The 17,092-nt window shown below is 53.1% G+C and carries 21 protein-coding genes; 11 read left to right on the top strand and 10 right to left on the bottom strand.

Annotation, left to right across the window (positions count from 1 at the left end; all coding sequences use genetic code 11):
* Window positions 1-14 precede the first annotated feature (14 nt).
* The 8 genes from SYN7336_RS12130 to SYN7336_RS12095 form a co-directional block, all read right to left on the bottom strand.
* Entirely contained in the window at window positions 15-674 is a 660-nt protein-coding gene (locus SYN7336_RS12130) for a chromophore lyase CpcT/CpeT (RefSeq protein ID WP_017326214.1), read from the bottom strand.
* Window positions 674-1,252 carry a phycobiliprotein lyase gene (locus SYN7336_RS25620; RefSeq protein ID WP_017326213.1) on the bottom strand — a complete coding sequence of 193 codons (579 nt, stop codon included), beginning with the start codon at window positions 1,250-1,252 and terminating at the stop codon, window positions 674-676. The genes SYN7336_RS12130 and SYN7336_RS25620 overlap by 1 nt, the downstream gene beginning before the upstream one ends.
* A gap of 231 nt (window positions 1,253-1,483) precedes the next feature.
* Window positions 1,484-2,248, bottom strand: coding sequence for a phycobilisome rod-core linker polypeptide (locus tag SYN7336_RS12120; RefSeq protein ID WP_017326212.1), 765 nt, complete (start codon window positions 2,246-2,248; stop codon window positions 1,484-1,486).
* A gap of 214 nt (window positions 2,249-2,462) precedes the next feature.
* Entirely contained in the window at window positions 2,463-3,245 is a 783-nt protein-coding gene (locus SYN7336_RS12115) for a phycobilisome rod-core linker polypeptide (RefSeq protein WP_017326211.1), read from the bottom strand.
* A gap of 226 nt (window positions 3,246-3,471) precedes the next feature.
* A complete protein-coding gene (locus SYN7336_RS12110) occupies window positions 3,472-4,320 on the bottom strand; it encodes a phycobilisome linker polypeptide (protein ID WP_017326210.1) in 849 nt (282 codons plus the stop codon).
* Window positions 4,321-4,987: 667 nt separating this feature from the next.
* On the bottom strand, window positions 4,988-5,329 hold the full coding sequence (locus tag SYN7336_RS25615; RefSeq protein WP_017326209.1) for a DUF2656 family protein: 342 nt from the start codon (window positions 5,327-5,329) through the stop codon (window positions 4,988-4,990).
* A gap of 67 nt (window positions 5,330-5,396) precedes the next feature.
* Window positions 5,397-5,996, bottom strand: a complete 600-nt coding sequence (locus tag SYN7336_RS12100) for a hypothetical protein (RefSeq protein WP_017326208.1) — start codon at window positions 5,994-5,996, stop codon at window positions 5,397-5,399.
* Between the two features lie 22 nt (window positions 5,997-6,018).
* A complete protein-coding gene (locus SYN7336_RS12095) occupies window positions 6,019-6,246 on the bottom strand; it encodes a hypothetical protein (RefSeq protein ID WP_017326207.1) in 228 nt (75 codons plus the stop codon).
* A gap of 110 nt (window positions 6,247-6,356) precedes the next feature.
* On the opposite strand from SYN7336_RS12095, the gene SYN7336_RS12090 reads away from it, so the two are divergent.
* Window positions 6,357-7,013: a HEAT repeat domain-containing protein gene (locus SYN7336_RS12090; protein WP_017326206.1), complete on the top strand. Its 657-nt coding sequence runs from the start codon at window positions 6,357-6,359 to the stop codon at window positions 7,011-7,013.
* 116 nt (window positions 7,014-7,129) lie between these two features.
* Complete coding sequence (locus SYN7336_RS12085; RefSeq protein ID WP_017326205.1) at window positions 7,130-8,110, top strand: DUF4351 domain-containing protein; 981 nt, start codon at window positions 7,130-7,132, stop codon at window positions 8,108-8,110.
* A 211-nt stretch (window positions 8,111-8,321) separates the two neighbouring features.
* On the opposite strand, the gene SYN7336_RS12080 is transcribed toward SYN7336_RS12085, so the two are convergent.
* Window positions 8,322-9,179: a pentapeptide repeat-containing protein gene (locus SYN7336_RS12080; RefSeq protein WP_017326204.1), complete on the bottom strand. Its 858-nt coding sequence runs from the start codon at window positions 9,177-9,179 to the stop codon at window positions 8,322-8,324.
* Window positions 9,180-9,335: 156 nt separating this feature from the next.
* On the opposite strand from SYN7336_RS12080, the gene SYN7336_RS12075 reads away from it, so the two are divergent.
* The 8 genes from SYN7336_RS12075 to SYN7336_RS12035 all read left to right on the top strand — a co-directional run bounded on the left by SYN7336_RS12075 (window position 9,336) and on the right by SYN7336_RS12035 (window position 15,534).
* Entirely contained in the window at window positions 9,336-9,908 is a 573-nt protein-coding gene (locus tag SYN7336_RS12075) for a phycobiliprotein lyase (protein WP_038026972.1), read from the top strand.
* 158 nt (window positions 9,909-10,066) lie between these two features.
* Window positions 10,067-10,795: a 15,16-dihydrobiliverdin:ferredoxin oxidoreductase gene (locus tag SYN7336_RS12070; protein ID WP_017326202.1), complete on the top strand. Its 729-nt coding sequence runs from the start codon at window positions 10,067-10,069 to the stop codon at window positions 10,793-10,795.
* 35 nt (window positions 10,796-10,830) lie between these two features.
* The gene (locus SYN7336_RS12065; RefSeq protein ID WP_017326201.1) at window positions 10,831-11,586 is read left to right on the top strand and encodes a phycoerythrobilin:ferredoxin oxidoreductase; all 756 of its coding nucleotides are present in this window, start codon (window positions 10,831-10,833) and stop codon (window positions 11,584-11,586) included.
* Between the two features lie 529 nt (window positions 11,587-12,115).
* The gene (locus tag SYN7336_RS12055) at window positions 12,116-12,634 is read left to right on the top strand and encodes a phycocyanin subunit beta (protein WP_017326199.1); all 519 of its coding nucleotides are present in this window, start codon (window positions 12,116-12,118) and stop codon (window positions 12,632-12,634) included.
* Between the two features lie 77 nt (window positions 12,635-12,711).
* Window positions 12,712-13,200 (top strand): phycocyanin subunit alpha, encoded by a 489-nt coding sequence (cpcA, locus tag SYN7336_RS12050; RefSeq protein ID WP_017326198.1) that lies wholly within the window; start codon window positions 12,712-12,714, stop codon window positions 13,198-13,200.
* A gap of 102 nt (window positions 13,201-13,302) precedes the next feature.
* A complete protein-coding gene (locus SYN7336_RS12045; RefSeq protein ID WP_017326197.1) occupies window positions 13,303-14,139 on the top strand; it encodes a HEAT repeat domain-containing protein in 837 nt (278 codons plus the stop codon).
* Between the two features lie 5 nt (window positions 14,140-14,144).
* The gene (locus SYN7336_RS12040) at window positions 14,145-14,888 is read left to right on the top strand and encodes a HEAT repeat domain-containing protein (RefSeq protein ID WP_038026969.1); all 744 of its coding nucleotides are present in this window, start codon (window positions 14,145-14,147) and stop codon (window positions 14,886-14,888) included.
* Window positions 14,889-14,916: 28 nt separating this feature from the next.
* Complete coding sequence (locus SYN7336_RS12035; protein ID WP_017326195.1) at window positions 14,917-15,534, top strand: chromophore lyase CpcT/CpeT; 618 nt, start codon at window positions 14,917-14,919, stop codon at window positions 15,532-15,534.
* Window positions 15,535-15,610: 76 nt separating this feature from the next.
* Here the strand turns inward: SYN7336_RS12035 and SYN7336_RS30840 are convergent, their stop codons facing one another.
* Complete coding sequence (locus SYN7336_RS30840) at window positions 15,611-15,763, bottom strand: hypothetical protein (RefSeq protein WP_017326194.1); 153 nt, start codon at window positions 15,761-15,763, stop codon at window positions 15,611-15,613.
* Between the two features lie 201 nt (window positions 15,764-15,964).
* On the opposite strand from SYN7336_RS30840, the gene SYN7336_RS12025 reads away from it, so the two are divergent.
* Window positions 15,965-17,059: a phosphotransacetylase family protein gene (locus SYN7336_RS12025; RefSeq protein WP_017326193.1), complete on the top strand. Its 1,095-nt coding sequence runs from the start codon at window positions 15,965-15,967 to the stop codon at window positions 17,057-17,059.
* Window positions 17,060-17,092 lie beyond the last annotated feature (33 nt).

Genomic DNA, 17,092 nt, shown 5'->3' with positions numbered 1-17,092 from the left:
AATGACGTTCTAGCTTAAAAGGCATCTACCGGAATTTCTGTCGAGAAACTCGCTCTTTTCTCAAACCGCAACAGACCCTCTGCCGAGCCCCACACCTGTTCGTGGGTCTCCACATCTAACCCCCGATCGCGGCTCACCCACGTCGTCTCGGTCAACTCCACCTCGCTGACCAAATAAGTTTGCGCCCCATTGCGATGAATCAAACACCGGCATCCGGGCTCCACCTTGCCGATCAAGCGATCGTCCTGGCGCTCGAACACCATCGAACATCCGTGCCGCCGCTCGATATCGTCCCGCGTAATGCTGTCTAAAATCGAGCGATCGCGGCTGGCCCCGGCAAATACAACCGGATCTTTGAAACCGTAATTCTCGATATAAACAAAATCGCCGCGATCGACCAAGCGGTGCATCCCTTGGCGGTATGGAGTCCACAAATCGTGGTTGTAGGCTTGCTCGGAGTAGAAACCAATACCATGGAAAAAATCGTAGGGCAGCGGACGAAAGAAAATACGAATATGGGCAAACTTAGTCGGCTCGGCGAAGACTTGTTTTTGATTGCTAAAATCCCCTGCCATCCAATGCGCTAATGTAGGCAGAAGTTTGGTGTCAGTGGCAGTATTTGGGTTAGAGGGTAGCAAAACCATGATGGAACGTTCGGCTAGATTCAATGACATTAAACAGATGTCGAGCTGGCTGTAGAGTTTTCTATTTTCTCTTCTGATGGTTGGGGTTGGCGACGAATTTCTGAAGAAAAAGAGGCAGTCAATACACCCGTTCCATCACTGGTTTTAATACTGGCAACTCGAAATCTTAACTGGGGGGTGGCGAACCAAATTCGTTCTTCTGCAGAGGCACGATCGTACTGACTCACAAGCGTAAAGGTACCGTCCTCCGAAATGGAAAATAGGGCCGCTGCCGGAACTGTTTCAGCATACCCGCGATCGCGTAAAAGTTTTCCCTGCTTGGGATTATCGGGATCGGGAACGGGCACCAACACCGTACTTCCGCTTAACTCTTCATCTTCATCCCAATCAGATTCTCCTTCCCAACTCATGCGAAAAGGTTGAGCGATTGTTTTGGTATCGATTTTGTAGCTTTGACATAAAGCAATCACTTCGGGAGCAGTCGCAGAGACGGGCTCGATATCGATAACAGATCGCACCTCTTCAAAATGCTGAAATATCAAGTGGTGGGCGCTCCGCTGCGATCGCCACTGTCCCAAAGATAACTGTACAAATTGGTGAATATCCATCGATCTAGCTAACCTGGGAAAGGCTGGATCGGGACATTACAGTATCCTGCCAGTCTCAATAGTTTGAGATGAAACTCCACTCGTTGAATGAATCGATCTGACATTCATCAACCACCTCCATTCTAGATGAATCGTTTTCAGAGATGAGGTCCAGTTCGAGGGGAAAAGTAACCTCGCCCTATACTCTCAACTGAACCTCCAAACTCCGACTAGAGACTGCGATCTCGCGATCTAATCGACTTCCGCGACGCGGACAATCTTGCCACCAGAGCGATGAATGCTTTGAATGCGCTGGGTCAATTGGTCGAACGCAACTTCACAACTCATGTTGCTGCGCTTGAAACGAGGGCCAGCTCCAGCTTTGGAGACTGAAATGCGAAAGCGCTTGCCGGTGTTGTCGTAGGCTCCGCCTCGTCCTGCCGACGGTGGTTTGATTGCCACAGCACTATTGCTACCCAAAGCGTATACGAGCTGGGCAGACTTGCCGCGATCGCTGCTGGCATAGCCGCGCTCGATCGCAAACCCGCGACTGAAACTGACATTCGCAACCCCAGCTCGAGAGACATTGCTGCAGCAGTAGGGCACGATATTTTCGCCAAAATTGCTGATGTACTCGTCGCTATCGAGATACGAGTCAATTTCGGCCTCGTAGCCTTGCTCGCTATAGCGCTGCACGTGCTCGGAGATCTCTGCTCGATCGGCGGGGGGACGACCCAAGAGATGCTTGCAATTCAGCTCGATAAAGCGGTACTGGGGGACGGATTCAAACGCGAGAGAGCGATACAAAGCAGATTTTGCCACCTGCCCCACAAACCCCCGCACGGTGATTTCGCCATTGCGCAGTAGCGATTCTGCGCTGGTAAGGCGATCGCTCTCCAGTACGTGGGGATTACCCAAAACCTGGCGGTAGACAGCGCGGATCGCTATTTGCAAATCTTCTTCCGAAGCATTGGGGTACAGCTCGACAGGCTCGGATACCTGGACTAGATTAGCCATTTGAGAGTCCTCTGGGTAGTGAATATCGAGTTGAGATGCGAATATCGAGTTGAGATGCGAATATCGAGTTGAGAATTCAATCGAGTTTTAAGGCAAATTGCGAATGCAAAGCTTCCAATAGGCTGTCCGTCAAGGCGTTAACATCCCACACAGAAAACGAGGGTGGCGCTGGAAGAGGAAGTTTGAAATTTTCTCCTCCAAAAACTCAGTAGACTTATGACACCTCAGTAATGCTGAGGATGCGCCCCTTCGAACGGCAAATCCGCTGAATTTGCGGAGTCATCTTGGCTCCCGAAACCAGATATTCTTCATTGCAGCGGCGGCGACGGCTGCCGCTATCAGTCGAGACCACAATTTTGAAAGTCTTGTCAGTTGCAGCAGAGTAGGGGGATAGACGACCGCCGTTAGAAGGGCCGGTGATTTTGGTCGCACTGTTGCCAGCGATCGCCGCCACCAGTTTGGCGCTCTTGACCGCCTTATCGGATCCGGCAACCCCTTGATAGAGCTCGGACAGGCGGTTGTAGGTGGCTTGTTTTTGGCCCACCTGGCTCGTCATAGCCCAGCAATAGTAGGGGACAGTATTTTCGCCGAAGTTCTGTTGGTATTCGTCGCTGTCAATATAGGAATCGATTTCAGCGTCGTATCCTTCATTGACACAGCACTGAATGTGTTCGGATAATTCCGCCCGATCCAGGGGGGCGCGACCCAACAGATGCTTAAAATTGAGTTCCACAAAGCGATAGGGAGCAGAGGTCTCGAAGAAGCGGCTGCGATATTGGCTGGACTTGGCCACAGCGCGCACAAAATCGCGCACGCTGTAGCTGCCATCCTTAAACTTCGACTCGGCTTCAACCAAGCGCTCGCTCTCCATTAAATGGGGATTGCCGAGAACCTGCTTGTAAATTGCATTAATCACCACTGCTTTCTCTTCGCTAGAGGCACCGTCCCATAGTTCCACTGGGGTCGGGTCCACCGATTTAAACGCTGCGCTAGGCATGGATCGTGTCTCCTAATATCAAAGAATTTCGAACTGTAAATAGCGAGGCCAGCAGTACAAACTGGCAAGTCTTCAGCTAAGACTGAGGGAAATAGTTTTAGATTGGTCACTCAAAAGAATCTGCAACAATAACGCCTACTGACGCGATCGCCTTTGCAAGATTGAGGGATAGATGCAGGATACGAATGAGCCAACCTTCAGATGGAGGTTGGCTTGTGTGAGAGATTTAAACCGCAGTAATACTAACGATCGTGCCCCCTTGGGCGTGAATGCGTTGGTATTCTTCCGAAAGCTTATCGAAGGGAACGAGGTAAACCTTGTTCGAACGACGGAACTTGGAGACGCGATTGACGGTGTTGGCGCGATAGCCAGTCACCTCAATGCGATAAGTCTTGCCGCCGGAGCTAGCGTCTATGCCGTGGCGGGTGCGGGCTGCTAGAGCAGGGGTCTGGAACGTGGTGGTGGTGGTGACCGGTGTTGCGGTTCCGTTGATCACCCAATCGTTGAGTACGGGTCGCTTGCCAGCCAAACTACCTTTGAGGTCGCTGCTGGAAGCACCGCGAACCAACTCGAAGGTATGGGTAAAGCCAATCATATTCTGACAGGCTTCGGTTTTGTAACCGCGAACGTACGGCACGGTGTCTTCACCGAAAACCTCTTGATATTCGTCACTATCGACAAAGTAATCGATTAAATCTTGGTAGCTGCCGCCCGAGTCGAGCACAGCACTGCAAACCTTCATCTCATCGTAGTTATTGGGAGCGCGACCCAAGAAGTGCCTGAAGCAAAGCTCGAAGGCACGGTAGCGAGGGCAATCGAAAAAGTGAGATAGGTAATAATCAGATTTACCGAGCTGGCGAACGAATTCGCGCACGCTAAACATGCCCAACTTGAATTGAGACTCAGCCACAATGGCTCGCTCGCTATCCATCACGTACGCATTGCCATAAATCTGACGGTAGGCCGCACGGATAATCGCTTCTTTATCTTGGTCGGGAATTCCGGGCCATACTTCGTACGGATCGGTTTCTTCAAAAAAGCTCACGCCCAATCGTGAGGCTGGTCCAAAAACCATTCATTACTCTCCAAGTAACAACGGAACGTTATACATAAACGCTTTTATAAGCTGCCTAAATTTAACAACGCTGCCTAAATTTAACAACCTACGTTACTCGAGGGTGAGTTATGAAAACATAACCCCTTAACAAGCCAACAGAACCGGAATGCAAACTTTACCGGGGTGAAGGAATGTTAAGAATCCCCGCCTTATTCAACTCCAATTCTCATATAGCTCTGCTCGGACAGCGGTCAAGATTTGTAAACTTTAGCGGTTGTCGTCGAGGCAGCTCTGAAGCTGGGCTGACAGTTCTGAGAAGTAGGCTGGTTAAGGCTTTTGCCATCGCAAAGCTGGCGATCGATAGGGTCGCAATTGCTCGTTCCCGATACTAAATTCGCCAATAATCTTTCATTGAAGCGCCGCTTGGAAACGTGCAGAGGTGGTCTATAAGTGATGAATTCTGAGGGAAGGGTTAATAAAGTTTAATGGAAGTGTAGCTGCATTCGCCCTCTAAATCTCCCATTCTGATGGACTTGACGACAGTGCTAGCTGGGGTTTGGAGACGGGGAAGACGAACCACGAATCGCGGTCATTAAAGTTGTAGAACGAAGCCAATAGCCTCTCACAAGTCCCCCACTGGTGGGGGATTTAGGGGGCTGAGTGCAACACCTGAAAACTCCAGGTTTCAACATGGATGCAGAAATAAGCGGCGCTTGGGATCATTTGCGGCGTGCAAGCAAGGAGAGGCCGTGGCGATGGGGCGCGATGCCACAGCTAAGGCTTGAGTTCTACACAGAGCTCGGGCACAAAGTTCGCCCACTTCGGCAGGGGAAACACTCCGATTGTCAAACCGGATTTCAACGATCCAGTGGGGATGCTCGATCGCCTGAGTACTCAAGCTAGGACGGCCATTGAGGCGATCGCTAAAAATGGCTGCAAACTCAGCAGGGCTGAGGGCTGGAACGATCTCTTCCGAAACATTGTGGTTGTGGGACAGCAACATGCGGGCTGTCAAGGACTCACTCACAGCAAAATCCCTTCGATCGAAAGTATAGGTATGTGAAAAAAGACAGGTATGCGGACTCGACTGCAAACTAAGCGGCATCGGGGCAGGGGCGGAATCGATCTAGGGCCTCGCGCAGGCGATCGAAATAGGGGGCAACCTTGTCTGGGCGATCGCCCTCCAATCGAGCGAGGCTCGCTACTTTAAGAGTATCCAACCCCAATACCATCGCATCGAGAGGGACATTCAGCTCTCGATAGAGCAATTGCATGTGGTGCAATCCTTCAGCACTGGTGTATTGAACTTGCTGTCCGGCAATTCCGTAGGTAATGCAGCGCAAAAAATGCCAAAAATCCCGCCAACAAGCCTCTGCTCGCAACGGAGGATACAAATCGCCCCCCGGCTCTGTCAGTCCCGGAAAAGCAATCAGGACTTCAGCCCTTGCCTCGGCAACAATCTCGGCAGCACCCTCTCGCAGCAACCGGGCTGTGGCGATCGCCTCTGACGAGAACGCATCGGAGAATGCTTGAATTTGGTCTAGATCGGTATCGCTGAGAAAGCGACCTTCGTCGTCTGCCGCCTGAAAAATGGCGATCGCTTCAGCCGGGTAGGCAGATTGCCAAGTGACAAAGCTGACAATTCGGGCTTTAGCGATGAGTTGCCGGACGGCTTCGCTCAGTTGGCGGGTCATAAGAACTGATTTGCCCCAGGCGTTAGCGATCGGAAGCGGAGAGCTGAGTCTTTAATTGGGTCACTGCTGCATCGATCTTCACCACATCTGGATGGTTCTCCAGTTGCTGCATCACCATTTTTTTAGGCAACTTGGCCTTCTTCGCCACCGCCAGCGTGTCTTCGTAGATGCGAGCCCGATATTGCTCCAGTTCTGCAATGACTTCCTGGATCTCTCGGGCGGAGGGAGCTGCTTTTACACCATTTGACATATCTCAAACCTGATTCGTTCAGAAGGGGATTTACCCCCATCATCCCAAATCAGGTTCTCAGCCCCTAGTTTTGTAAAGTAAGGTAAAAACAACGCTATGCAATCGTGGTGATGGACCTTTCTCAAATTGAGGCTACCCTTCAAAGCGAAGACCTTCAGGAGCGGATTGTCGCAGTTAAAGCATTGTGGCAGTGCGACACCGACGTTGCCGTACCTCGGCTGGTTGCCCAACTCAAAGATCCCGAGTTTTTGGTGCGATCGTTTATCGCGATGGGCTTGGGCACTCACCAAACCACCGAAGCCTTTGCCGCCCTTTTGGAAATGGTCAAGTTCGACCCCGACCCCAATGTCCGAGCCGAAGCCTCGAACTCCCTGTCGCTCTACGGTCCGATCTCGCGATCGCATTTAGTCAGCATCTTTTTCCAAGACGATCACTGGCTAGTCCGCCGCAGTATTTTGGCAGCCCTGACCGAAATGGATTCTCCCGAAGAGTTGTTCGAGGTTTGTGTCTGCGGTTTGGCAGGGGAAGATGCAACGGTTCGCGAAGCCTCTGCCACCTGTTTGAGTAAGTTGGTGGGAACCTCCCGAGAGACCGAAGCCCTGCAGGCATTACTGAACCACACGAGCAATCCCGCTTGGCGGTTGCGAGCCCAAGTGGCGCGATCGCTTACCCTATTTGCAGGTCCCGCAGCGAAAGCAGCTTTGCAAAAACTGGCCAAAGATGAAGATCGTAGAGTTGTGGGTGCAACACTCGAAGCATCGGTGTAGTTCTCCGGTAGAACGTGGATACGGCGACGCCGAACCGCTCAGATTCGCTGTAAGCTTTGCGAGCTTGCGATCTAAGCCGATGACCTGCTTGCGCTCCAATCCTCATCCTCTGCGACATGAATTCAACCCGCCAAGATTTTGATAACCCCTGGAAGGATATTCTCGAGGCTCATTTTGCTGAGTGCTTGGCCTTTTTCTTTCCGGAGATCCACGCCGAGATTGATTGGAGCCGAGGTTACGAATTTCTAAATACCGAACTCCAACAAATCACCCGCGACGCAGAAGTGGGCAAGCGCTGGGCAGATAAGCTCGTCAAAGTCTGGTGCAACGATGGCAGCGAAGCCTGGGTCATCATTCATGTTGAAGTGCAAGGTCAGCCAGAGACGGTTTTTGAAGCGCGCATGTTTACCTACTACTATCGCTTGCGGGACAAATTCAATGTTCCCATCGTCAGTCTGGCCATCTTGAGTGACGAGCGGGCCAGTTGGCGACCCAATCAATTTGAGACTGGTCTGTGGGGCTGCGAGGTGAGCTTTCGGTTTCCAACGGTGAAGCTGTTAGAGTACAGGCAACGCTGGGAGGAACTGGAAGCCAGTCAGAACGTGTTTGCTACGGTGGTGATGGTGCATCTGAAGGCACAGGCAACGCGGGATCGGCCAGTCGAGCGCAAAAGCTCGAAATTGAGGTTGACGCGGCGGTTGTACGAGCGAGGTTACGAGCGTCAAGAAGTCGTGAACCTGTATCGGTTTATCGATTGGGTGATGCAGTTACCAGAAGAATTGGAGCTAGAATTTCGGACAGAGTTGGCGCAATGGGAGCGGGAGGGTCGCATGCCTTACCTCAGCACGATGGAGCGCATAGCACATCAGGAAGGGCTCGAACAGGGGCTCGAACAGGGGCTCGAACAGGGGCTCGAACAGGGAGAACGAGCGCTGATCTTGCGCCAGCTCGCGCGGCGATTCGGGGAGATTTCTGCGCAGCGCCAAGCTCGCATAGAAGCATTGGCACTGCATCAACTGGAAGCACTGGGAGAAGTGCTATTGGATTTCAAGCGCGGGGCAGATCTAGATATGTGGTTGGATGAATGCGATGCGTGAAGGCGATCGCTTCGGAACTTAAGTTCAAATAGAGCACCGCTCGGCCGAAGAATTTTTCAAGCATTGAGTGGTCCAATCGGTATGTTATTAATCTGCGGGTCCCCGACAAATTTGACGCGATTGAAGTCAAAGAGACCGCTTTTCGCATCGACGGCGTATGTGCCTCTCAAGGCAAGGCCAATGTTTCTCCGCCGATCGCCTCTCAACTAAACTATTCCTCGGGCCTATTCTCCTGCAGGCTAGCTTTGGTGTTCGATCGCGTATATGAATTCCAGGTAGTAATCTCAGTTGGCTTGCGCCCCAGGATCTCTGCCCGCGTTGCCTCGTCCAGCCCAACCGCGAGGGTGAAATCTGCCCCCGCCAAGCTCACCACATCCGAGAAATCCGCCCCAGTCAGATCCGCCCCGCGAAAATCCACCAACTGCAGTTCGGCATTGCACAGGCGTGCATTTCTCAGACAGGCCCCCGTCAAAAAGGCCCGCTGCAAATTCGCTCCACTCATCGAGGCGTCCGTCAAATCTGCTCCGGTTAGATCGGCCCCGCTCAAATAGGCTCCCAACAACCGAATGCCGCGCAGGTTGGCCCCCCTCAAGTTGGCTGTGTTGAGATAAGCGCCGTTGAGCACTGCCCCCGGTCCCACAGCGCCAGAAGTTGGGTACCGAAACCCCTCCAACCAAATGGTGCGATCGTCGTATAAGGCCGCCACCAACTTGGCTTCACTCAAGTTGGCCTCGCTGAAATTGGCCCCGCAAATATTGGCTCGATTTAAATATGCCCCTTCTAGGTTGGCTCCGGTAAAATCGGCCCCAGCTAAATTGGCTCCGCGCAAATCGACCCCTTTGAGATTGCTGCCCAGCAACTTGGCCCCACTCAGATTGGCATTGGTCAGTCCGGTCTGCTCCAAATTGGCTCGACTCAGATTGGCCCCCCTCAGATTGCCTCGATAGAGATCGACCCCGCTCAAATCGATGCCTGATAAGTGAGCCTCTGCCAAACTCTCACCCCGATGAGCTGAGGCCGCCACTTCAGCGGCGGAGCGCAGGCTATCCCTTACGGTAAAACTCGTCATTGTTAAGGTAGCTAACTTATAGATAGACTCGAATGCGGTCATTCTAAGGTTTCTGGCAGGCCAAAACAAAGCCCTAACCGATCGCCTCCCAGCTCGATCCAGCGAACGTTCGCACATTTGAGGATTACGTCTGTGACCTTCCACCCCCCCACAACCATGACTGAGTTCTTTCGCAAGAGCGAAGGCACCTGGTATATCCAACGCAGCGTTCACCACTTCGATTCGACAGAAGACGAATCGGGAGAATCGAACATTACGGTAAGGGCGATCGCCCCTGAGGATGAGAGGGCGATCGCCATTTGCAAGCAACAGAATGTCGATCCGGCACTAGCCACAGGCGGTGCGGCGTTTAGCTGGAAAGTCAATCTGGACCCGCGAGAGCTCGATCCCGACAATGCTGCAGTTTTGGTCTCGGTGCCCAATGGGGAAGATTTGCGCTCGGGCCGAATTTTAAGGGATGTGGGTTATGTGGAAGGCATACCGGTGGTGGGTCGCTATCAGTTTGCGGATGATGGCCTGCTGACCATTACGACCGATTATGACAACCACCAAGGACAAGAGCGCGCTTGGTTTATCACCGATGATTTTCGGGTACGGGTCAGCACCGTGCGCATGATGAATGGCGTCAACATGATGGCCTATTGTTCGGAGCGGCGCTGTGTCTCTCGCAAGATGTTGGAGCGCATGATTGCCGATCGCCAGCAGCCCATCCCAGTCATTCTCCCTTGAGGCGATCTCCATCCCGAACCGCTACTCCACTCAACTTGCCGAGGCACAATAGAGAGCTTCTGACATTCGTTACAGTTTGTTGCTTTGTCAGTTAGCCCCTCAGTTGCGATCGAGGGCGTCCCCTATCTTGGGAACTATCGCGATACAGATTGCCTGGTATGTATAAGCCTTTCTTAAAGCACCTAGAAGAGTCGATCTTCCAGCAGTTCGATCTGCGCAGCCGACCCATCCCTGCCGGACTAGAGGGCAATATTAGCGATCGCGGCAAACATACTGCCACCATCCAAAGCTGGTGTTACGAATGCCCGCAACTGCGCAAGATTCGCTATACCTACATCGATGCAGGGGCAGCCGCTCAGGTCTTCAATAGCGTCATCTACCCCAATCATCAGTACGATATTCCGCTGCTGGGGGTAGACTTTTTATCCTTCGGCAAAAGCAAAATCCTGGTGGTTCTAGACTGCCAGCCCCTGTTTCGAGACAAAGCCTATCTGCATCGATACATCGAGCCGCTGCGATCGCTGAAAGAGAAGTACAGCGATCTCGCGCAAGATCTCGAAATGAAGTTTTACGATGCCAACCAATACTTCTCGAAGTATTTGTTATTTGCCAAAACTGACGCCGATACCGTTGCGACGCAGGTCTTCGACGCGTTTAAAGACTATTTAGAGTTTTACTGGCAGATGCTCGAACGGGCCGAGCCCCTCACCGATCCGTCAGATATTCAGCGGATCGTCAAAGCCCAAAAGGGCTACGACCAATACAGCGCCGAGCGGGATCCGGCCCACGGTCTATTCAGCAGCTACTTTGGCTCCGAATGGGCCAATCGGTTCCTATACGAGTTCCTGTTTGAGGATGCTCGACCGCTCGCGGTCGCTCGCTCGTAGCCCCTGCCGTTCGATTCAACGACCCCCTACCTTCAATGACTCTCTATCAACCGTTTCTCGATTGGGCGATCGCCACTCTGCAAGAGCGATTGTCCCTATCCCCCTATCCAATCCCCGAGGGGTTTGAATCCAAGTCGGCGGTCTCGGGTAAAGGCAAGCGCCAAACCGAAGTGCTGACCACCAGCTTTGCCTGCCAATCCCCCAAGCTGCGCCAAATTCGGGCCGCCCACGTTCAGGGGGGAGAGGCGCTGCAGGTGCTGAACTTTGTGATCTTTCCGCAGTTGAACTACGACTTGCCCTTCTTTGGCGGCGACTTAGTGACGCTGCCGGGGGGACATCTGATCGCCCTCGATATGCAGCCACTCTTTCGGGACGATCCGGCTTACCGAGAGAAATATGCCGATCCGGTGATGCCCAGCTTCGAGCGCCATCGCCAACAGCTCAGTTGGGGGGGCGACTTCCCCGCAGAGGCCCGAGCCTTTTTTTCTCCCGCATTTCTCTGGACTCGCCCCACAGAGACTGCAGTGGTCGAAACCCAAGTCTTTGAGGCATTCCGCGACTACCTCAACCTCTATCTAGAGTTTGTCGATCGGGCCGAGCCCGTCACCGACCCCGAGCGCAGAGAAGCCATTTTGCAGGCTCAACTGCGCTACCTGCGCTATCGAGCGGAGAAAGATCCCGCCCGTGGCATGTTTACACGCCTGTACGGCCCCGAATGGACAGAGGAATATATCCACGGCTTCCTCTTCGATCTAGAGCGCAAATTTCCGGAGCTGAGCTGCACCGTTTGAGTTCATCCCCTCGAACTACGAGAAGCCAATATTCTACGAGAAGCCAATATTCTACGAGAATCCGATACTATTTTTGGCGCGATCGAGACGCTTATCGATCGGCCAAAGCCCTCCATTTCTCAGGAAAGTCGTGCAGTTGAACGAGCTCGGAGCGCGATCGCCAGCAGGAGTTTGCAGCTTGAGAGCACTGATTGTGAGATGTAAACAAATGAAAATTTTTCTCAGACAGGGATCCGGCAGACGGTATAAAGAGAAGTCGAAGGCCACGGCTGCCAAGGTTCACCAGCGTTAAGCCAGTGCCGGGGCGTTCGGGATTCTGGGTCTGCTGCAAGAGGATCGTGTGAAGTCTTGTTGACTTGTGCGACACTTCACGAAAGCCGGAGTCTGGGAGCCTTTAGAATGACGATGGTGACTCTGCTTCACATTTCTTAGCTGCTTCTTCAGTAAAGTAACGACTTGTTGAACGCAGGGTCTAAATTCCTTATGACAATCGTCCTTAACCAAAACGCTAAGTAGGAGACTTGAATACATGTTTGACGCATTTGCTAAAGCAGTCGCTGAAGCTGACGCTAAAGGCGCATACCTCACTGACGCGAAGCTAGACGCTCTCTCCAGCCTGGTTGCTGATGGCAACAAGCGTTTGGATACCGTCAACCGCATCACCAGCAACTCTTCTGAGATTGTTGCTAGCGCCGCTCGCGAACTGTTCGCCGAGCAACCCGCTCTGATTGCCCCGGGTGGTAACGCTTACACCAGCCGTCGCATGGCTGCTTGCCTGCGGGATATGGAAATCATTTTGCGCTATGTGACCTACGCTGTCTTTGCTGGCGACGCTAGCGTACTCAACGATCGCTGCTTGAACGGCTTGCGGGAAACCTACCTAGCTTTGGGTACCCCCGGTAGTTCTGTTTCGGTTGGCGTTCAGAAAATGAAGGCTGCTGCAATCTCCCTCGCTAACGATCCCAATGGCGTGACTCGCGGTGACTGCTCCAGTTTGATGTCCGAAGTCGGTAGCTACTTCGACCTAGCAGCAAATGCTGTGGGTTAATCTGCCAATCAATCTGAGTTCTAGACTCAAAATCATCATTTCTTAACGCTTTGAACAGCATCGGAGATCTTTAAACAATGAAAACCCCCCTGACTGAGGCAGTTGCTGCTGCTGATTCTCAAGGCCGTTTCCTGGGCAATACCGAAATGCAGTCTGCATTCGGTCGTTATAAGCAAGCAGCCGCTTGCATGCAAGCGGCTAAGGGTTTAACCGCTAGAGCTGATTCTTTGGCTGAAGGTGCAGCTCAAGCTGTTTACCAGAAGTTTCCTTTCACCACCACGATGGCTGGTTCTGCTTACGCCTCTACCCCTACGGGCAAGGCAAAGTGCTCCCGCGATATTGGCTACTACATCCGCATGATCACTTACTGCTTGGTAGTCGGCGGTACCGGTCCGATGGATGATTACCTAATCGCTGGTTTGGACGAAATCAACCGTACTTTCGAATTGTCTCCCAGCTGGTATGTCGAGGCGCTCAAGTACATCAAAGCCAACCACGGTTTGTCTGGCGATGCTGCAACCGAAGCGAATGGTTACATCGATTATGCGATTAACACTCTGAGCTAATTTTTAAGCTCTTAAGTTCGGGTAGACAGCGGTTACAAGCTTGTAGCTAGCTGCCTGCCCGTTTTTTGCTATGCGCACGAACGCGTCAAGAGATGAATCGCGATGTTACGAGATCCTTACGAACCTTTGCATGTGGGAGAAGCCGAACAGTTGACCCTGGAGAGCGCGATCGCCAATCTCAAGGGGGAAGATTTAGGACTGCGATTTTATGCGGCTTGGTGGCTGGGGCGATTTCGAGTTCGGGATGCCGAGGCGGTTGACCTCACGATCGCAGCTCTGACGGATGAGGACGATCGTACGGAAGATGGCGGCTATCCATTGCGGCGCAATGCGGCTAGGGCTTTAGGGAAAATGGGCGATCGCCGCGCGATTCCAGATCTGATTGCCTGTTTGTCCTGTTCGGACTATTACGTGCGGGAAGCTGCCGTGCAATCGTTAGAACTGCTGGGGGAGGCAGACTGCATTGCTCCCTTGGCGCAGCTTTTGGAGGGGGGCATCGAGGCGGCACAGTTTGTGCCGGGAAAACCCCATCTCGTGCAACCTTACGATGCGGTGTTAGAGGCCCTCGGCAGCCTCAACGCCGTTGGAGAAGTCGATCGCATCCGCGAGTTTTTGGCGCACCCGGTCGAACGGGTGCAGTATGCGGCGGCACGGGCACTGTATCAAATGACAGGGGAAGCGCAGTATGGCGATCGCCTGATTGAAGCGTTGGCCGGTCCCGAGCTGCAACTGCGTCGGTCTGCCCTGATGGATTTAAGCGCCACTGACTATATCCCCGCCGCACCTGCTGTGGCAGAGACACTGGCGGAAAACAGCTTGAAGCTGATTGCTCTGCAAGGATTGTTGGAAAATCATTTAGGGGAGGCAGGAGATTCGCTGCCAGACTCCGTTTCCGAACAGACTGCAGAAATTTTGATGTTGATGGATACCTTGCTGTAGTGCTGATGTCTCAACACCCCACCTGTGCAGAACTCATACGGGCTGTCGATCTGGCGGATTCTGCAGATGCCATGCTCGATGCGGTGGAAGCGCTAGCAGAGGCCCGCCTGCTAGAGGCGATACCGACGCTGATTGAGGTACTGAGCTTCAACAATCCCGGTGCAGCGGTTGCTGCTGTGGATGGCTTGGTACTGATTGGCGAGCCTGCTGTGGTGCCGTTACTGGAGTTAATGGATGGGTATAACTACACTGCTCGGTCTTGGGCAGTGCGGGCGCTAGCGGGCATCGGCGATCCGCGCGGGTTAGAGATTCTATTACATGCTGCAACAACCGATTTTTCTTTTAGCGTCCGTCGGGCCGCAACGAGAGGGTTGGGATTTGTGCAGTGGTCCTCAATCTCGGATGGAGATCGCCGTCTCGCCGCCCAAGCGAAAGCTTTAGAGGCATTATTACTCAAGGCTAGAGATGAGGAATGGATCGTTCGTTACGCCGCAGTTGTGGGGTTGCAGCGGCTAGCTGAGGTCTTCTCTCTGGCTCGCCGTCAAGATGACCTAGCAGCAGAGAAAGCGTACCTGCAACAAGTCCAGACTTGCTTCGATCGCCTGCTGCTCGAAGATTCCCAATTGGCTGTCAAGGCTCGGGCGATCTTTGCCCGACAACAATTGCAACAGTGTTCTGGGTTTGCCGATCGCCGCCATCCAAATGCTTCTAGCGCGCCTGCACTGCAAGCCGACCCTTCAAACGATTGATTGACCTCTCTACACTATCCTCGCCATCATGAGCGATCGCCCGTCCCCCCAACTGTTAGAACTCACCCGCTGCCTAGCTGGTCATTTCAACAACATCGCTCAAGCAATGGAGCAACCGGTTTATTTTGCCAATATCCACGTTCACCACTGCCCCCTGCCTTGGTCGGTGTTTGACGGTCCGGGGCTCTATCTAGAGCAGCACTACGATGTCTATCCCGACTATCCCTATCGCCAGGGGGCCTATCGCGTCTACGAAACAGACGAGGGGCTGTGGTTGCAAAACTACGCTCTGGCCAATCGCGATCGCTTTATTGGCGCTTGTCGCGATTTGAGCAAAGTGGCTGAGATGACCGCTGCCGATTTTGTCCAACTGCCGGGTTGTTTGAGCAACCTAGTCCCCACCGAAACGGGATTTCACGGCGAGAGCATACCCAGCAAAAACTGTCGCGTGACTCGCAAAGATCGAGAAACCTATCTAGTGGTGAAATTCGACATCACCCCGACGCGGTTCACTAGCCTCGATCGCGGTCTGGATGTGGAAACCGACGAGCAGGTGTGGGGTTCTCAGTTGGGGTCGTTTGAATTTGTCAAAGTGAAGGACTACGCAGAACGGGTGCCGAGGGGAAAAGTTGCAGAAAGTTTTTAGGTGCGGGCAATCGACAACGGAGCCCCTAGAAGTTCGTTACACTGGGGGTACACAAACCTTTGAAAAGGGTGGCGGCTTAGGTTTTTTCTATTTTGTAGTGACGCGAAGTTGCAGTTGAGTCCGATTGGGTCACTGCAAGAGTGCGATCGCTGGGCGGAAAGACGGCAGGCAGGCGATCGAGCGTGGCTCTTTTGGCAATCTGTTGACGATTTACCCCATAAAAAGCCATCTATTCTGCCACCGAATCGGGTAATGTGGGGCCAGCGATTGACTCAATGTCGTTCGTTAGTACGAGGTAGCTGCCCATCGTTGATTAGCCGCAGCCTTGGCGGTTAACAGTGACGCTCCGGTTGCCTGCAGTCGTTATGTTACCCACTGGCGTTTGCATTTTGGTCGCGCAGAAATGAGGTTTTAGGAGGGTCAGACAGGCGTGTCGCAGTTTTTATTCATTGGATCGACGGCTCCCTATAGCGGTAAGTCTGCTGCAATTTTGGGGCTGGCTGCCCACCTGCAAGCGCAGGGGTTGAGAGTAGCCTACGGTAAGCCCTTAGCGGCTTGTATGGACGGCAACTGCAATCGCGACGGAGTTGACCCCGATGTCACCTTTATTGCCGATTGGCTGGGGCTGCAAGCCGAGGCTCGCCTGCCGACCATCGCCCGCCTCGATCCAGATACAGTATTGGCGGCAGTCGATCGGACGGGTCCCACCAACTACACCCCCCAACTGCAAAACTATCGAGAGAAATTTGCTGCCGATCTCGCCCTCTTGGAGGGGCCGGGAGATTTGCAAGAGGGCCAACTGTTTCACCTATCACTGGTGCAAATGGCCGAGACCCTAGATGCCTCGGTAGTCTTATTAGCTCGCTACACCGATGCAGTGGTGGTGGATACCCTATTGTCCGCCCGCGATCGCTTGGGCGATCGCCTGATTGGAGTCGTGCTCAACGATGTCCCCGAAGACATCACAGACACAGTGAAACATCATATCGTGCCCTATTTAGAGCAGCAGGGCATTGCCGTATTGGGCATACTGCCCACTAACCGTATTTTGCGCAGCATTAGCGTGGGCGAGCTCGTGCATCAGCTCGATGCCGAAGTGCTCTGTTGCGACGATCGATTGGACCTGCTGGTCGAAGAAATTACCATCGGCGCGATGAACGTCAACTCCGCCCTCAAGTACTTCCGCAAGTCGGAGCACAAAGTGGTGATTACAGGAGGCGATCGAACCGACATTCAACTGGCGGCACTAGAAACCTCTACGAACTGTTTGATCCTCACCGGTCAGCTTCCCCCCACCGATCTGATTCGCCTGCGGGCAGAAGAATTGGAAATCCCCATCCTGTCTGTGGATCTGGATACCCTCTCCACAGTCGAGCGGATCGAACGGGTGTTCGGTCAAGTGCGTCTGCACGAAGAGGTAAAGGTGCAATGCGTTCGAGATTTGATCGAGCAATCCTTCGATTTTCCGCGTCTGTTCGAAAAATTGCAGCTACCGAAGCCCTTGGCCGAAGTACGTACTGCCTGAGGGATCCTCTCTTTCTCTCAACTCTATATCTAG

Source organism: Synechococcus sp. PCC 7336 (genome assembly GCF_000332275.1).
GTDB lineage: Bacteria > Cyanobacteriota > Cyanobacteriia > Thermostichales > PCC-7336 > PCC-7336.
The sequence above is the reverse complement of the archived record's forward strand: the minus strand, read 5'-3'. Positions and strand labels throughout refer to the sequence as shown.

What these genes read in the sequence shown, in the direction of transcription:
- SYN7336_RS12130 (WP_017326214.1), bottom strand. Translation starts at nt 674, where the DNA reads ATGTCATTGAATCTAGCCGAACGTTCCATCATGGTTTTGCTACCCTCT.
- SYN7336_RS12045 (WP_017326197.1), top strand. Translation starts at nt 13,303, where the DNA reads ATGTTACGAGATCCTTACGAACCTTTGCATGTGGGAGAAGCCGAACAG.
- SYN7336_RS12085 (WP_017326205.1), top strand. Translation starts at nt 7,130, where the DNA reads ATGAATTCAACCCGCCAAGATTTTGATAACCCCTGGAAGGATATTCTC.
- cpcA (WP_017326198.1), top strand. Translation starts at nt 12,712, where the DNA reads ATGAAAACCCCCCTGACTGAGGCAGTTGCTGCTGCTGATTCTCAAGGC.
- SYN7336_RS12070 (WP_017326202.1), top strand. Translation starts at nt 10,067, where the DNA reads ATGTATAAGCCTTTCTTAAAGCACCTAGAAGAGTCGATCTTCCAGCAG.
- SYN7336_RS25620 (WP_017326213.1), bottom strand. Translation starts at nt 1,252, where the DNA reads ATGGATATTCACCAATTTGTACAGTTATCTTTGGGACAGTGGCGATCG.
- SYN7336_RS12100 (WP_017326208.1), bottom strand. Translation starts at nt 5,996, where the DNA reads ATGACCCGCCAACTGAGCGAAGCCGTCCGGCAACTCATCGCTAAAGCC.
- SYN7336_RS12115 (WP_017326211.1), bottom strand. Translation starts at nt 3,245, where the DNA reads ATGCCTAGCGCAGCGTTTAAATCGGTGGACCCGACCCCAGTGGAACTA.
- SYN7336_RS12095 (WP_017326207.1), bottom strand. Translation starts at nt 6,246, where the DNA reads ATGTCAAATGGTGTAAAAGCAGCTCCCTCCGCCCGAGAGATCCAGGAA.
- SYN7336_RS12120 (WP_017326212.1), bottom strand. Translation starts at nt 2,248, where the DNA reads ATGGCTAATCTAGTCCAGGTATCCGAGCCTGTCGAGCTGTACCCCAAT.
- SYN7336_RS12035 (WP_017326195.1), top strand. Translation starts at nt 14,917, where the DNA reads ATGAGCGATCGCCCGTCCCCCCAACTGTTAGAACTCACCCGCTGCCTA.
- SYN7336_RS12090 (WP_017326206.1), top strand. Translation starts at nt 6,357, where the DNA reads ATGGACCTTTCTCAAATTGAGGCTACCCTTCAAAGCGAAGACCTTCAG.
- SYN7336_RS12080 (WP_017326204.1), bottom strand. Translation starts at nt 9,179, where the DNA reads ATGACGAGTTTTACCGTAAGGGATAGCCTGCGCTCCGCCGCTGAAGTG.
- SYN7336_RS12055 (WP_017326199.1), top strand. Translation starts at nt 12,116, where the DNA reads ATGTTTGACGCATTTGCTAAAGCAGTCGCTGAAGCTGACGCTAAAGGC.
- SYN7336_RS30840 (WP_017326194.1), bottom strand. Translation starts at nt 15,763, where the DNA reads ATGGCTTTTTATGGGGTAAATCGTCAACAGATTGCCAAAAGAGCCACG.
- SYN7336_RS12075 (WP_038026972.1), top strand. Translation starts at nt 9,336, where the DNA reads ATGACTGAGTTCTTTCGCAAGAGCGAAGGCACCTGGTATATCCAACGC.
- SYN7336_RS12065 (WP_017326201.1), top strand. Translation starts at nt 10,831, where the DNA reads ATGACTCTCTATCAACCGTTTCTCGATTGGGCGATCGCCACTCTGCAA.
- SYN7336_RS12040 (WP_038026969.1), top strand. Translation starts at nt 14,145, where the DNA reads ATGTCTCAACACCCCACCTGTGCAGAACTCATACGGGCTGTCGATCTG.
- SYN7336_RS12110 (WP_017326210.1), bottom strand. Translation starts at nt 4,320, where the DNA reads ATGGTTTTTGGACCAGCCTCACGATTGGGCGTGAGCTTTTTTGAAGAA.